Here is a 13,347-nt window from a genome sequence, read left to right on the forward strand (position 1 = left end):
ATCATCCAGGAGGTCTCAAGCATGGGTGACGATCTGCTCGCGGCGGTCGCGACGGGCGTGCTGCACGTGTGCGCGGTGGCGGTGATCGTTGCGCCGTTCTTGTGGCTGGCCGCGCGTATCAGCCACAAGCCTGCCCTGGCCCCGGATGCGGGGAGACTGCTCGCCAGTGCGGCACTCATCTACCTTGTCAGCATCGTGGTTCTCCACCTGCCCCGAGTGGGCTTCTTCGCAGGACTGATCTGGAATTGGCAGAACAAAATCTTGCTGTTCGGCCTGTTGTGCGCGCTTGTCAGTGTCTGGCCCCGGGTGCGCACTGCTGTGGGGTTTAACCGCCCGACGCCCTACTGGTGGTTCCCCGTCGCGGCGATCACGCTGGGCGCGTTTGGACTTCACCTGCTTGTCGGACCTGTGGCAGTGGTTCCGGTGACGACCGAAACGTTCCTTTTCCAGGCAATCGTCCCCGGCCTTGATGAGGAACTGCTCTTCCGTGGGGTGCTCTTCGGGTTATTGATGCTGGCGGTTAGCGCGGCGCGCGACACGTGGAGCCCGCAGACAGTATTGGTCGTGGCTGCCACGAGTTTGCTTTTCGGGATCGCCCATGGGGTGAGCGTCGATCACGCTTTCACTGTGGTGGTGGAGCCTGGCGCGATCTTCTTCACTGGTGTGACGGGAGCGATCCTCGGCTGGGTGCGTGTCCACACTGCCAGCATCTGGCCGGCGATTCTCCTCCACAACGGCATCAATCTCGCGCTTGTCGCCTCAGTGGCAGCGCTGCAATAGCACCGCGCGTCCCAACAACCGGCGTGAGTCGCCAGATCGCCGCCGCGGCCATGACGTGCCAGATCGCATGGCCCTGCAGCAGTGAGTCCGGATTGCACAGCGGCATCCCCGACCTGGAGAGCGTGCCGATCAGCGCGCCGGCACCGAGGAGCAGTCCGGCGGTGAGGATGGTGCGTCGTGTCGCTGGACGTTTCACGAATCGCAGCAGCGACGCACCAATCGCGAGGACGGTGATTGAGGTTTGTGCCGCGATCCGGGCTGGTTCTCCAATCTCGCTGACGGCGAGGGCCAGAACCGTTGGGATGACCCACCAGACCCACGTCAGCTCACGCTTGCTGAGGTCGGATATCGCGTCGACAGCGACGAACGCGAGGATTCCGACGAGCGGTGCATCGTGGACGATTTCGCCCCACGCTGGAGCGGGTCCGTGCGATATCACTGATCCGACACCGGTCCCGATCGCGAGAAGACCGAAGATGAGTACCCGGCGGCTGCCCGCTGAACGAGCCAGGATGATGGCGCCGACAACCACGAACGCGAAACTCGTTGCGGTATTGACAGGCTGGCCCCAGAATCCCCCGATGAACAGTTCGCAATCCGAGTTTGTTGGCAGCACCTCGTCATGAACTGACTGTGCATGGACGTGGCGCGCCATGTACATACCGTACCGACTGACGCGGGCCAGAGTGGATGCCGTTTGATGGGCAGGTGCAAAACGTACAGATCTGGGGTGAGACTGTACGTTTTACACATGGTCGCAAAAAGGGTCTATAGAGCCACGCGATGCAAGGGGGCGTAACTGCCGTGGAAGCACACTCTGGAGACGATCCGATCGAGGCGCTCCGGCAGGAGTTCATCCGGTTATGGCGCCGCACCCGGGCGGACATGCGGCACAGCGCGCGTGAGGTCCATCCGCGGCTCGAGCTTTCCGGTTACCAGTTGATGGCGATCCTCCGCGCATCCGAGGCGGTACCGACGGCGGAACTGCTCGCCGAACTTGGTGTGGAAAAGTCGACTCTGTCACGGCAGATCGCGGCGCTGGAGCGGCTCGGACTCGTTGAGCGGATGGCGGATCCGCGGGATTCGCGTGCCCGTCTCGTCACCCTCACTTCGGAGGGGCTCCGATTGTTCGACAGGCAGCGAGAGCGCAACGCCGAGCGCTGGCGCGCGAGATTCGCGAACTGGCCCGTCGACGACATCGAGCACCTGACCGAGCTGCTGAGCCGTTCGGTGCGTGACGCATCGCACCCCGAAGAATAGTTGCAACCAACAACTTTCTGGATATCCTTAGAGAAATATAGTTGATACATGCAACCTTACCGAGGTTGATCTGCTCTAAGGACACCAATGGCACCAACCATGACGCATCGAGAGCGCCTCGAAGCCTTCGCCGCAATCATGCTCGGCATGTTCGTCGCTTTCCTGTCATCGACGATCGTCTCGAACGCTCTCCCGACCATCATCCGCGACCTGCACGGTAGTCAGGACCAGTACACCTGGATCGTCGTCGCCACTCTGCTCGCAGCAACCGCCACCACACCGATCTGGGGCAAGCTCGCCGACCGCACCAGCAAGAAACTGCTCGTCCAGCTGTCCCTCGTCATCTTCACTCTCGGATCTGTTCTCGCCGGACTTTCCCAGACTGTTCCTCAACTCATTGGTGCCCGCGCGGTCCAGGGCCTGGGCCTCGGGGGGATCCAGGCACTCGCCATCATCGTCATCGCAGCGATGTTCAGCCCACGCGAACGCGGCCGCTACCAGGGCCCCATGGCGGTCGTGATGTCAGTCGCGACAATCTCGGGGCCGCTCATCGGCGGCATCGTCGTCGACACCCCGTGGCTCGGCTGGCGCTGGACGTTCTTCCTCGGTGTGCCACTCGCCCTGATCGCGGTGGTAGTCGTGCAGCGCACCCTCAACCTGCCCGTCATCCGCAAACCTGACACGCACGTGGACTACCTGGGGGCCGCCCTCATCGCCGCTGGCGTCTCCGCACTCCTCATCTGGGTGACGCTCGCCGGTAAACAATTCGCGTGGGGCTCAACGACCTCATACGCTCTGGCCGCGGCAGGCGTTGTCGTCCTCGCCCTCGCCCTGGTTGTGGAGATGCGGAGCCCCGACCCGATCATCCCGCTGCGCGTATTCCGTGAGCGCACCATCACACTCGCGACGCTCGCCAGCATCGCCGTGGGTATCGCGTTGTTCGGCGCGTCAGTCTTCCTCGGGCAGTACTTCCAGATCGCGCGCGGATACTCCCCCACAACTGCCGGGCTGCTCACCATGCCGATGATGGTCGGCTCGATGATCTCGGCGATCATTTCCGGTCAGCTCATCACACGGACCGGAAAATGGAAGCGATACCTCGTAACGGGCGCCGCCACAATGACCGTCGGGTTCATGCTGCTCTCCACTCTCGATCACACCACCGACATCCGCCTCGCCGGGGTGTACCTATTCATCCTCGGCATCGGCATGGGAATGACGATGCAAAACCTGGTGCTCGCGGTCCAGAACACCGTGAACCCCAGAGATCTCGGCGCGGCCAGTGCGACCGTCACGTTCTTCCGGTCACTCGGTGGCGCCGCGGGCGTCTCGGTTCTCGGCGCTGTGCTCTCCACCCACATCGTCAACCTGACCGACTCCGGTCTGCGCGCACTCGGAATCGACCTTCCCGCCGGTGTCAACGCCGGAATCGGAAGTCTCAACGAACTCCCCGAACCCATCGCCGAAGTCGTTCGCGCAGCCTACGGTGACGGTACGGCCAGGATCTTCCTCATTTCGGCAGTGCTCGCACTGGGCAGTCTCATTGCGATCGGGTTCATCCGGGAAACCGTGCTGCGCACCCAGACCGGAGATGAGCAGCTTCGAGAAGAGCTGCGCGAGCAGCGTGAGCCAGAGGTGGTGCCCGTTTAGGGATAAGGCATGGTAGACGCACGAAACCCCATTGGGACGCACGTCCTCGTAGGCAAAGGCCTCACGGCCGGCGCATACCAGAACGCGCTGAAAGTCGGCGCCGAGACGATCCAGGTGTTTTGCGGTAACCCGCGCGGCTGGGCGCTCACCGACGGAGACCCCAGCGGCGATGCCCACTTCCGCCAGGTATGCGCCGAAGCGGGCATGCGCGTTTTCATTCACACGCCGTACCTAGTGAATCTCGGTTCGCCTGATCCCGCGACCTATGAGCGGTCGGTTGCGCTCGTCGCGCACAACGTGAAGCGCGCGGTGCAGATCGGCGCTGAGGGCGTCGTCGTACACACCGGTTCCTCGGTGAACCCCGGACTCTACGATGCGGCAATGCGGCAGGTTCGCGCTGGCCTCATGCCAATGCTCGACGCACTCGGAGACCACGGGCCATCGCTGCTGCTCGAACCCACGGCCGGACAAGGGCAAAGTCTCTGTTCCCGCGCGGACGAGCTAGAACCCTATCTCGATGCGCTCGATCACCATCCACGCGCTGGGATCTGCTTCGACACCTGCCACTTCTTCGCTGCTGGCGAGCCCCTCGACGAACCCGGTGGCGCCACTCGCACCCTTGACCGGGTCATCGAGATCGGTGGGGCTGAGCGCCTGCAACTTATCCACGCGAACGACTCGATGGACGTTCGAGGCGCGCGCAGAGACCGCCACCAGAAGATCGGTGAAGGACACATCGGGACCGGCGCGTTCAGCGAACTGTTCGCCCACCCCGCGCTGGACGGTGTTCCGTTCATTCTTGAGACCCCAGGTTCGCGCACACCGGGTGACCCAAGCACGGCACTGTTGCGCGAGTTACGAGAGGCCGAAGAGTGCCGTACTCGGTGTCGCGATCACGGGGGTGCATGCGCCCCTAGTTAACGCTTTATCAGACCCAGTTAACGAAGTCATCCACACGTGCGGGGAAACGCACCCCGATCCGTGAACCGGAGCGTGCGCTTCTCGGCACGTGCTGTGGGCTAGCGCTCCGCGAGTCGGCGCATGAAGTAGCCGCACCACTGCTCCCCGTACGGCGAGTACACCCGTACGTGCTCGCCATCACCGACCAAGCGCAGTTGCTCAGCATCGCGGATACCGTACGCATCTTGCCCATGCCACGCTCCATCCGCGTAGAGCGGGAGGCAGCGAGCAGGACGGGCCGGAGTAATCCGGCGAACCCCATTAGATCTCCTGGGAATCGAGCTGATGCGGGTACAGGTGGTGCGTGGGCGGAACGAACGTCTCTTTGATTGTGCGCGCGGACGTCCAGCGCAGCAGGTTCTGCAGTGACCCAGCCTTGTCGTTTGTGCCCGAGGCGCGAGCACCGCCGAATGGCTGCTGACCAACGACCGCGCCAGTGCACTTGTCGTTGATGTAGAAGTTTCCGGCGGCGAAACGCAATCCGTCGGTGGCCTTGGCGATTGCGCCGCGGTCATCGGAAATGATCGATCCGGTCAGCCCATACTTCGATCCCGCGTCCACGACGTTGAGGATGTTGTCGAACGATCCGGGCGCCGAGTCGTCGTACACATGCACGGCGAGAATGGGGCCGAAGTATTCGGTGCGGAAGATTTCGTCGGCAGGGTCGTCTCCGAGTACCACGGTGGGTTCGACAAAGTAGCCTTCGCTGTCGTCGGCGTGCCCGCCCGCGGCGATTGTGAGACCTGTGGTGGCTTTCGCACGCTCGATGGCGGCGGCGTTCTTGTCGAAGGAACGCTGATCGATGACCGCGCCGCCGAAGTTGGAGAAGTCGGTGACGTCACCGTATTTCAGCGCTGAAACTTTGTCGATGAAGTCGTTGCCCATTTTCGCCCAGACGGAGGCTGGGACGAAGGCGCGCGATGCCGCGGAGCACTTCTGGCCCTGGTAGTCGAAGGCACCACGGATGAGGGCGGTGGTGAGGATGTCGGGGTTGGCGGAGCTGTGGGCCGTGATGAAGTCCTTACCGCCAGTTTCACCAACAAGCCGGGGATACGAGTTGTAGCCACCGATGTTGTTCGCGACCTCGCGCCAAAGGTGCTGGAACGTCGCTGTCGATCCGGTGAAGTGGATTCCAGCCAGCCGAGGGTCGTTCAGTACGACGTCAGATACCTCAGGGCCGTTGCCATTTACGAGGTTGATGACGCCCGGGGGAAGACCAGCGGCCTCGAGGAGCTTCATCGTCCAGTAGGCCGCGACCGCCTGAGTGGGAGATGGCTTCCACACCACAGTGTTACCCATCAGGGCGGGGGCGGTGGGCAGGTTTCCGGCGATGGCAGTGAAGTTGAAAGGGGTGACCGCGTAGACGAACCCTTCGAGGGACCGATACTCGAATCGGTTCCATACGCCAGGTGACGAGATTGGCTGGTCCTCGATGGTGAGGGCAACACTTCGGGTACAAGCAGTCAATCGGAGTCGGGAACGCGATTGATCGGTCAGACAAACGAACTTTGAAACGAGAAGTTGTACAGTTGGCCAATCAGACATGCGGCCCACTTAGGAGGCGGCCTCGTGCCGAATACACAGCGAAGCCATTCGAGCGCGGCCTACGTCGGTGAGCCTGTCACTCTGCGAGAGCTCCTCAGTGCCTTTGATCTTGGACTAGCTGAACTGGTTGACGCGCCGGTCGGCGACGCGGTGATGATCTCCTCCGCGGCATTAGTCGAGAGCGATGACCTATCGGAGGAGATCGATCCGAATTCCCCGATGCCGGATTTGTATCTCCACGTGGGTGTCAACGCACGCGACGCGGTGCGCTGGCTCGCGAGGGTCTCCCGCCAGCGTCCCGAAATCCGCCCGAAGGCCGTCATGTCCAAGGCAGCCACGAAATCGAGCGATCTTCAGACCGCCGCCCGCATAGCTGGTGTCGCCCTCATCGCCGTCCATCCGAAAGCCCGGTGGGATCAGGTGTTCCCGCTCATCGAGAGAATTCTCGACAGGCCCCATAGCCACGTGACCGCACCCGAAGATACGCTGGCTAATCCCGGCGACCTGTTCGATCTAGCCCTGGATATCGCGCACCACACCGGCGGTATTGTGTCGATCGAGGACGCCCAATCGCACGTCCTGGCTTACTCCCCCACAAGTGACGTCGCAGATCAGGTTCGTACTCTCTCAATTCTTGAAAGGGAATGCCCTCGCGATTACCTCCAGACACTGCAGGAGCTGGACGTTTTCGGTCGGCTCCGCAAATACGACGACGTCATTGAAGTGCCCGCCTACGACAAACTTGGCATTCAGCCCCGCCTCGTCATCGGTATCCGGCGGACTTCAGAGGACAGATCGGCGCCAGGTGCCCTAGCCGGGACGATCTGGGTTCAGCGAGGCAACACTCCCTTCGCTCCCGAAGCACCCGATGTGCTGCGCGGCGCAGCCGTAATCGCTGGCCGGGTCATTTCGCAGATTCTGAGCGCGCCTTCGAACGAGGAGCGACTAATCCAGCGGTTGTTCGCCGCACGCGGAGGTGGCGACGATATCGCCACCCTTGCGAGCGCCCTCAATCTTCCGATGACAGGTCCTGCGGCCGTCATTGGATTCGCTCTCACCGGTAGCGGCGCCACGATCCCGGCGACAGAGGTCCCCCGCCTGAACACAATGCTCCAGTTGCACGCGAGTTCCTTTCGCCACGATTCCGTCGCTGCCATCATCGGAGACCGTGCGTATGTGCTGTTCCCTGGCTACCAATCAGTTTCCAGCGTTTCCGCGTGGACCAGGCAGGTAGTAGAGCAGTTCGAAGCGAAGCGCTCTATCACTCTGCGCGCCGCGATCGCGATCCCTATCCCGAGCATTGCGCACGCGGCCCAAGCACGTCAGGAAGTCGACCGCGTGCTGAACGCAACCGCTGATGCATTCCCCGAATTGCGGGTCACCACCCTTGCCCAATCGCGAACAGCGGTGTTACTTGGCGAGATACTTGATCTCATTGCTCAACAACCAAGCCTGCGCGACCCACGACTGGGGGCGCTTCTTGATTACGACGCTAAACATGCGTCGGCCTTGTGTGAGAGCGCGGTGGCCTACCTCGCCGCGCATGGCGAGGTCCGCAGCGCAGCGAAAACCCTTCAAGTGCACCCGAATACCCTGCGTTACCGGCTCCGCAGACTTGAGGATATCGCCGGCATCGACCTAACCGACGCCGCTGACCGTCTGCTCTTCGAACTGCAACTTGCGCTGTTACGACAGCAAGGGAAGGTCGACTAGCTCGACCGGACTTGTCCAGTAGGACAAAATCCCCGCACACATTTCGAACGATACGCTCAATACTTCGCGCCCCGCCCCCTGTTAACTGGTTCACACAGTTAGCACGGCCTCGTCGCCATCAACAGGCTTCAGTAAGGGACGCAGAAGAAGCATGAATCGAACAACCTGGCGGCCGCGCCGACTGCGGGTCTCTGCACTCGCCGCCGTGGCAAATCCCTCGTACCAGCGCGAAGACACGTGGAACCAGCTCGATGACGCCTGCCGTCAACTCGCCGCGGTGCACCAAGGAGGGCTCGCCACGCAGCACGAACATGCGCGGGTGCGTCGCCTGCTTGACCGCCTCGGTGCTTACGAGCGTTACTGGCTCTACCCAGGTGCAGCGAACCTCGCCGAATTCCGCCGGCAACTCGACGGCATGGAGACGGAACGGCTCGCAGAACAGGTGTCGCTGACTGTTCGGCTGCTCTCGGAGTACGGCGACCGCACCGCACTGTTCGACAGCTCAATTCCGCTGCCTGATCAGGAACTCGTGGCACGCGCAAAGCACCAGCAGTTCTACACTGTGCTGCTCGCCGATGATTCACCGTCAACCGCATCGGAGGGTCTGGCTGAAAGCCTTCGCGCCCTGCGTAATCCGTCCGATGATGTGCAGTTCGAACTGCTCGTGGTCTCCAGCGTAGAAGACGCGATCTGTGCAGTAGCGCTCAATGGTGAGATCCAGGCCGCGATCATCCGTCACGATCTGCCTCTGCGCTCGCAGGAGCGCCTACCCCTGATGACCAACCTGCTGGGAGTGAGCGAACACGCCGTTGCCACCGACCGCACGCACGACTGGGTTGAATGCGGCGAGTGGATACGCGAACTGCGCCCCCACATTGACCTCTACCTGCTCACTGACCAGTCGATTGCCGCAGTGACAGAAGAAGAGCCCGACATCTACGAGCGCACGTTCTATCGGCTCAATGACGCCACCGACTTGAACAGCACGATCCTGGCGGGAATCCGCAAACGTTTCTCGACCCCATTTTTCGATGCTTTACGCGAATACGCGGCCGCGCCCATCGGCCAGTTCCACGCACTTCCGGTGGCGCGCGGATCGAGTATTTTCAACTCGAAGTCCCTGCACGACATGGGTGAGTTCTACGGCCGCAACATCTTCATGGCGGAGACATCATCGACATCCGGAGGACTCGACTCATTGCTCGACCCGCATGGCACGATTCGGGAAGCAATGGACAAGGCGGCCATCACATGGGGTGCCCACCGAACGTATTTCGCCACGAATGGCACGTCGACGGCAAACAAGATTGTCGTGCAGACGCTGACGCGTCCCGGCGACATCGTTCTCATCGACCGGAACTGCCACAAGTCTCACCACTACGGGCTCGTCCTGGCTGGCGCGAATCCGATGTATCTCGATGCGTACCCTCTTGAACCTTATGCCATCTACGGAGCTGTCTCTCTGCGCACGATCAAGAAGGCGCTCCTCGACCTCGAAGCTGCGGGACAGCTGCACCGGGTGCGCATGCTCTCGCTGACCAACTGCACTTTCGATGGCATTGTCTATAACCCTCGTCGGGTGATGGAGGAAGTGTTAGCCATCAAGCCCGATATCTGTTTCTTGTGGGACGAGGCTTGGTACGCATTCGCCACCGCAGTGCCATGGGCCCGTCAGCGCACCGCGATGGCTGCCGCCGAGCAGCTCGAAACCATGCTGTCGTCTCCGGCTTACGCCGAGGAGTACGAACGCTGGGCCGCCGAAATGGAGGGGACCGACCGCTCCGAGTGGTCCGAACGGAGGCTTTTCCCCGATCCCCAACGGGCACGGGTGCGGGTCTACGCCACCCACTCGACCCACAAGTCACTGTCCGCGCTGCGCCAGGCGTCGATGATTCACATCCGGGACGAGAACTTCAACGCAAATGCACGGGACTCATTCGGTGAAGCGTTTTTGACTCACACCTCAACCTCACCGAACCAGCAGCTGCTCGCCTCACTTGACCTTGCTCGCCGCCAAGTCGACATCGAGGGCTTCCAGATGGTGCGGTCGGCCTACAACATGGCGCTCGCTTTCCGTCAGCGTGTGCAAAAAGACCACCTGATCAGCAAGTGGTTTCGTATACTCGAAGAGTCTGACCTCGTCCCCGAAGGTTTCCGGCCCTCGCGAGTCAGTGCCTACCGCCAGGACAGCGACGGGATACTGGAGGGGTGGAATGAGGCGTGGCGATCAGACGAGTTTGTCCTCGACCCCACCCGCGTCACGCTCTACATCGGCAGCACCGGTATGAATGGATACGATTTCCGCGAGAAGGTGCTTATGGAGCGCTTCGGTATCCAGATCAACAAAACCTCCATTAATAGTGTGCTTTTGATCTTCACGATCGGAGTTACCTGGTCGAGCGTGCACTACCTGCTCGACGCTTTGCGCCGTGTCGCTATCAGCCTCGACCGCGCGGTGGCAGCGTCCAGCAAAGCGGATCTGGCTTTGCAGCAACGCCAGATTCAGGAGATCACCGAAGACCTGCCGCCGCTGCCGGACTTCAGCGAGTTCGACAGCGCATTCCGGCCTGACGGAGTGAGCGACCACGGCGACATGCGCTCCGCCTTCTACGCCGGTTATGAGGAGAACGACAAGGAGTACCTGCTTCTCGGTGCGGCCGCTCGCCGCATTGCCGAGGGCATTCCCCTCGTCTCCACAACTTTCGTGGTGCCGTACCCCCCTGGCTTTCCCATTCTCGTTCCCGGCCAGGTGGTGTCGAAGGAGATTCTCTACTTCCTCGCCCAGCTCGACGTCAAAGAAATCCACGGTTACAACCGGGACCTCGGATTGTCCGTCTTCACACAGGACGCTCTCGTGAGATACGCAACGATGCGTCGTGACATGGCCGTGCTCGCCCAGCACGGTGCTCCCCCTGGTGGGGAACCTCCTAACATCCGCAGGGCCACAATCCAGGGCATGAAAGGACAGTCATGACCGCCTCAACGTTTCAAATGGTGGCGATCGGAATTTACTTCGCCGCGATGATCGCGATTGGGTATTACGCCTACCGCCAGACAAGCGACCTCGACGACTACATGCTAGGTGGCCGGAAGCTCCATCCCGGTGTCGCCGCACTGTCGGCCGGCGCCTCCGACATGTCGGGCTGGCTGCTCCTCGGCGTCCCGGGTGCCATCTACGCCGCAGGACTCGGGGAAACCTGGATTGTCATCGGTCTTGTGATCGGCGCGTACCTCAACTGGCGCTTCGTCGCCCCTCGACTGCGCTCGTACACGGCGATTTCCAACAACTCGATCACCGTCCCCAGCTTCTTCGAGAACCGCCTTCGTGACCATTCCCATGTTCTCCGGATCGTGGCTGGATTGATCATTCTCGTCTTCTTCACCTTCTACGTCTCTTCCGGGATGGTCGCGGGCGGAGTGTTCTTCGAATCCACATTCGGCTCGACCTACATGCTAGGAATGCTCCTTGTAGCCGGAGTCACCCTCAGCTACACACTGTTCGGGGGATTCCTCGGCGCAACGCTCACCGACGTCGCACAGGGACTATTAATGTTCGCCACGCTCATCGTGGTTCCCACCGTCACTATCATCGCCGTGGGTGGTCCGGGCGAGGTTATGAACGCGATTAACGCTGCAGACTTGGCTCACAATCTCGCCAATCCTGACGACGAACTCCACCGCACCTCACTGTTCTTCGGCGGCAGCATATTGGCTATTCTGTCTGCGGCCGCGTGGGGACTCGGCTACTTCGGACAGCCGCACATCATCGTCCGGTTCATGGCATTGCGGTCTGCGGCCGATGCGAAGGCAGGTCGCCGAATCGGAATCAGCTGGATGGTGCTCAGCTCCCTCGGCGCAATCGTCACCGGTTTCGCCGGGCTGGCTTACTTCTTCAACGCTGGCGTCACACTGGACAATCCGGAAACCGTGTTCCTGCGGCTCTCGCAGATCATGTTCCACCCCTTCGTGGCCGGACTTGTGCTCGCCGCTGTGCTTGCCGCCATCATGTCGACCATTTCATCGCAGCTGATCGTCTGCTCATCCGCACTGGTCGAAGACATCTATCATGCGTTCGGCAAGAAGGCCAGCCCGAAGAAACTCGTGATGTACGGGCGGCTCGGCGTGCTGACGGTCGCGGTTGTCGCGATTCTGATCGCACTAAACCCGCGGGGCACGATTCTCGACCTTGTTGGATTCGCCTGGGCGGGCTTCGGTGCCGCGTTCGGCCCGATCATCATCCTGTCGCTCTTCTGGCGCAAACTGACGTCCAAGGGTGCGATCGCAGGCATGATCAGCGGCGCTGTCGTAGTGGGCATCTGGGGCCAGACCGAAGCGCTCGCCAGCGCAATGTACGAGATTGTTCCTGGGTTTATCGCGTGTGCTGTCGTCGCCATCGTGGTGTCACTTGCCACGGCCCGCAGTGACGAAGGCATCGATCGCGAATTCTCCGAAATGGAAACGGCAATGCGCGATTTACCTTCTCGCAGGACGAATACCCGCGGAACGGCTGCCACTGTTCAGGACTGACTCCGGACAGCACACGTGCCGAGAAACGCACCCCGATCCGTGAACCGGAGCGTGCGCTTCTCGGCACGTGTGCTGCGGGCTAGCTCCCTCTCTGGAGCGCGGGCCCGATCGTGCTGGCTGCGGAGGCACTGCAGAGGTCGGCGGCCGGGTCGCGCTCGACCATACGCGCCACCTCTCATAACCGACGGGCACGTGGACGCCCTACCTGCAACTTCCTGACGACCTCGGCTCGTTCGGCCCAGGCTTAGCCGCCAGCGCCGTCGTAACCGGTATTGCCGCTCCCCATGTTGCCTTCACCTGCGGGTCCAGTTGCGCCTACCCCGCCAGTCCCACTAGTGCCGATCAATTGACCGCCAGTACCGCCTTCGCCACCGACGCCTCCGGCTCCACCGTTGCCTCCGTTGCCGCCGTTGCCGAACAACAGGCCAGCCGATCCGCCGTGACCGCCTGCGAATCCCGCGCCGCCGTTGCCTCCATGCCCACCGTGGCCGACGAGCGCGCCGCCCGTTCCGCCGTGACCACCATGCCCCTCGGCACAGTGTCCGCCGTTGCCGCCGTTGCCTTGGATCAGGCCACCGGGATGCCCGTTCTCGCACGGGCCACCATGGGCTCCGTCGCCAAAGAGCCTCGGCACGTTCACTGGGAGGCGAAGGGAATCACCACCAGTCAGCGGTGAGGATGAGCCGGTATCGATCCCGGTGATAGTGATCGGTGTGGAGTCGAGCCAAGTTAGGGGCGACGCGGCCGCTATGCTGCCGACACCGCTCATGGCCAGCGACGCGACGCTGACCGCCACGGCTGTTCCGACAACTCGACCTCGAAGCCTAAAATGACGCCTGCGATTCATGGTTAACCTCGGCATGTTCGAGGTGCGGCAACTACGGCTCGCCAACCTTGAGTAGCCACCGACCG

Annotated in this window: 9 protein-coding genes and 2 pseudogenes; 7 read left to right on the forward strand and 4 right to left on the reverse strand. The window is 61.9% G+C overall.

Translation table 11 applies throughout. The features are described from left to right. The first annotated feature begins 21 nt into the window (after positions 1-21). The gene (locus AS9A_RS22755; protein WP_013807577.1) at positions 22-780 is read left to right on the forward strand and encodes a CPBP family intramembrane glutamic endopeptidase; all 759 of its coding nucleotides are present in this window, start codon (positions 22-24) and stop codon (positions 778-780) included. On the opposite strand, the gene AS9A_RS13375 is transcribed toward AS9A_RS22755, so the two are convergent. After that, positions 740-1,435: a hypothetical protein gene (locus tag AS9A_RS13375; RefSeq protein ID WP_049793729.1), complete on the reverse strand. Its 696-nt coding sequence runs from the start codon at positions 1,433-1,435 to the stop codon at positions 740-742. The genes AS9A_RS22755 and AS9A_RS13375 overlap by 41 nt on opposite strands. A gap of 149 nt (positions 1,436-1,584) precedes the next feature. On the opposite strand from AS9A_RS13375, the gene AS9A_RS13380 reads away from it, so the two are divergent. The 3 genes from AS9A_RS13380 to AS9A_RS13390 all read left to right on the forward strand — a co-directional run bounded on the left by AS9A_RS13380 (position 1,585) and on the right by AS9A_RS13390 (position 4,611). Then, the gene (locus tag AS9A_RS13380; RefSeq protein WP_013807579.1) at positions 1,585-2,040 is read left to right on the forward strand and encodes a MarR family winged helix-turn-helix transcriptional regulator; all 456 of its coding nucleotides are present in this window, start codon (positions 1,585-1,587) and stop codon (positions 2,038-2,040) included. Positions 2,041-2,127: 87 nt separating this feature from the next. Next, a complete protein-coding gene (locus AS9A_RS13385) occupies positions 2,128-3,690 on the forward strand; it encodes an MDR family MFS transporter (protein ID WP_013807580.1) in 1,563 nt (520 codons plus the stop codon). Between the two features lie 9 nt (positions 3,691-3,699). Further along, complete coding sequence (locus AS9A_RS13390; protein WP_013807581.1) at positions 3,700-4,611, forward strand: deoxyribonuclease IV; 912 nt, start codon at positions 3,700-3,702, stop codon at positions 4,609-4,611. A gap of 98 nt (positions 4,612-4,709) precedes the next feature. Here the strand turns inward: AS9A_RS13390 and AS9A_RS24650 are convergent. Together AS9A_RS24650 and pruA are read right to left on the reverse strand one after the other, a co-directional pair. After that, a pseudogene (locus tag AS9A_RS24650) lies at positions 4,710-4,838 on the reverse strand (proline dehydrogenase); the annotation flags it as partial. A 73-nt stretch (positions 4,839-4,911) separates the two neighbouring features. Next, positions 4,912-6,084: pseudogene (gene pruA / locus AS9A_RS13395) on the reverse strand (L-glutamate gamma-semialdehyde dehydrogenase); the annotation flags it as partial. A gap of 135 nt (positions 6,085-6,219) precedes the next feature. Here pruA and AS9A_RS13400 point away from each other — a divergent pair. The 3 genes from AS9A_RS13400 to putP all read left to right on the forward strand — a co-directional run bounded on the left by AS9A_RS13400 (position 6,220) and on the right by putP (position 12,435). Then, positions 6,220-7,908 carry a PucR family transcriptional regulator gene (locus AS9A_RS13400; protein ID WP_013807583.1) on the forward strand — a complete coding sequence of 563 codons (1,689 nt, stop codon included), beginning with the start codon at positions 6,220-6,222 and terminating at the stop codon, positions 7,906-7,908. A gap of 151 nt (positions 7,909-8,059) precedes the next feature. Then, positions 8,060-10,882 (forward strand): aminotransferase class I/II-fold pyridoxal phosphate-dependent enzyme, encoded by a 2,823-nt coding sequence (locus AS9A_RS13405; RefSeq protein ID WP_013807584.1) that lies wholly within the window; start codon positions 8,060-8,062, stop codon positions 10,880-10,882. Beyond that, positions 10,879-12,435, forward strand: coding sequence for a sodium/proline symporter PutP (gene putP, locus AS9A_RS13410; RefSeq protein ID WP_013807585.1), 1,557 nt, complete (start codon positions 10,879-10,881; stop codon positions 12,433-12,435). Before AS9A_RS13405 ends, putP begins: the two co-directional genes overlap by 4 nt. A gap of 244 nt (positions 12,436-12,679) precedes the next feature. On the opposite strand, the gene AS9A_RS24795 is transcribed toward putP, so the two are convergent. After that, positions 12,680-13,231: a hypothetical protein gene (locus tag AS9A_RS24795; protein ID WP_013807586.1), complete on the reverse strand. Its 552-nt coding sequence runs from the start codon at positions 13,229-13,231 to the stop codon at positions 12,680-12,682. Between the last annotated feature and the right edge of the window lie 116 nt (positions 13,232-13,347).

This window comes from Hoyosella subflava DQS3-9A1, from assembly GCF_000214175.1.
Classification (GTDB): domain Bacteria; phylum Actinomycetota; class Actinomycetes; order Mycobacteriales; family Mycobacteriaceae; genus Hoyosella; species Hoyosella subflava.

Bases quoted from the DNA above. Each gene is read 5' to 3' on its own strand.
- AS9A_RS13375 (WP_049793729.1), bottom strand. From the start codon at position 1,435: ATGGCGCGCCACGTCCATGCACAGTCAGTTCATGACGAGGTGCTGCCA.
- putP (WP_013807585.1), top strand. From the start codon at position 10,879: ATGACCGCCTCAACGTTTCAAATGGTGGCGATCGGAATTTACTTCGCC.
- AS9A_RS22755 (WP_013807577.1), top strand. From the start codon at position 22: ATGGGTGACGATCTGCTCGCGGCGGTCGCGACGGGCGTGCTGCACGTG.
- AS9A_RS13405 (WP_013807584.1), top strand. From the start codon at position 8,060: ATGAATCGAACAACCTGGCGGCCGCGCCGACTGCGGGTCTCTGCACTC.
- AS9A_RS13385 (WP_013807580.1), top strand. From the start codon at position 2,128: ATGGCACCAACCATGACGCATCGAGAGCGCCTCGAAGCCTTCGCCGCA.
- AS9A_RS13390 (WP_013807581.1), top strand. From the start codon at position 3,700: ATGGTAGACGCACGAAACCCCATTGGGACGCACGTCCTCGTAGGCAAA.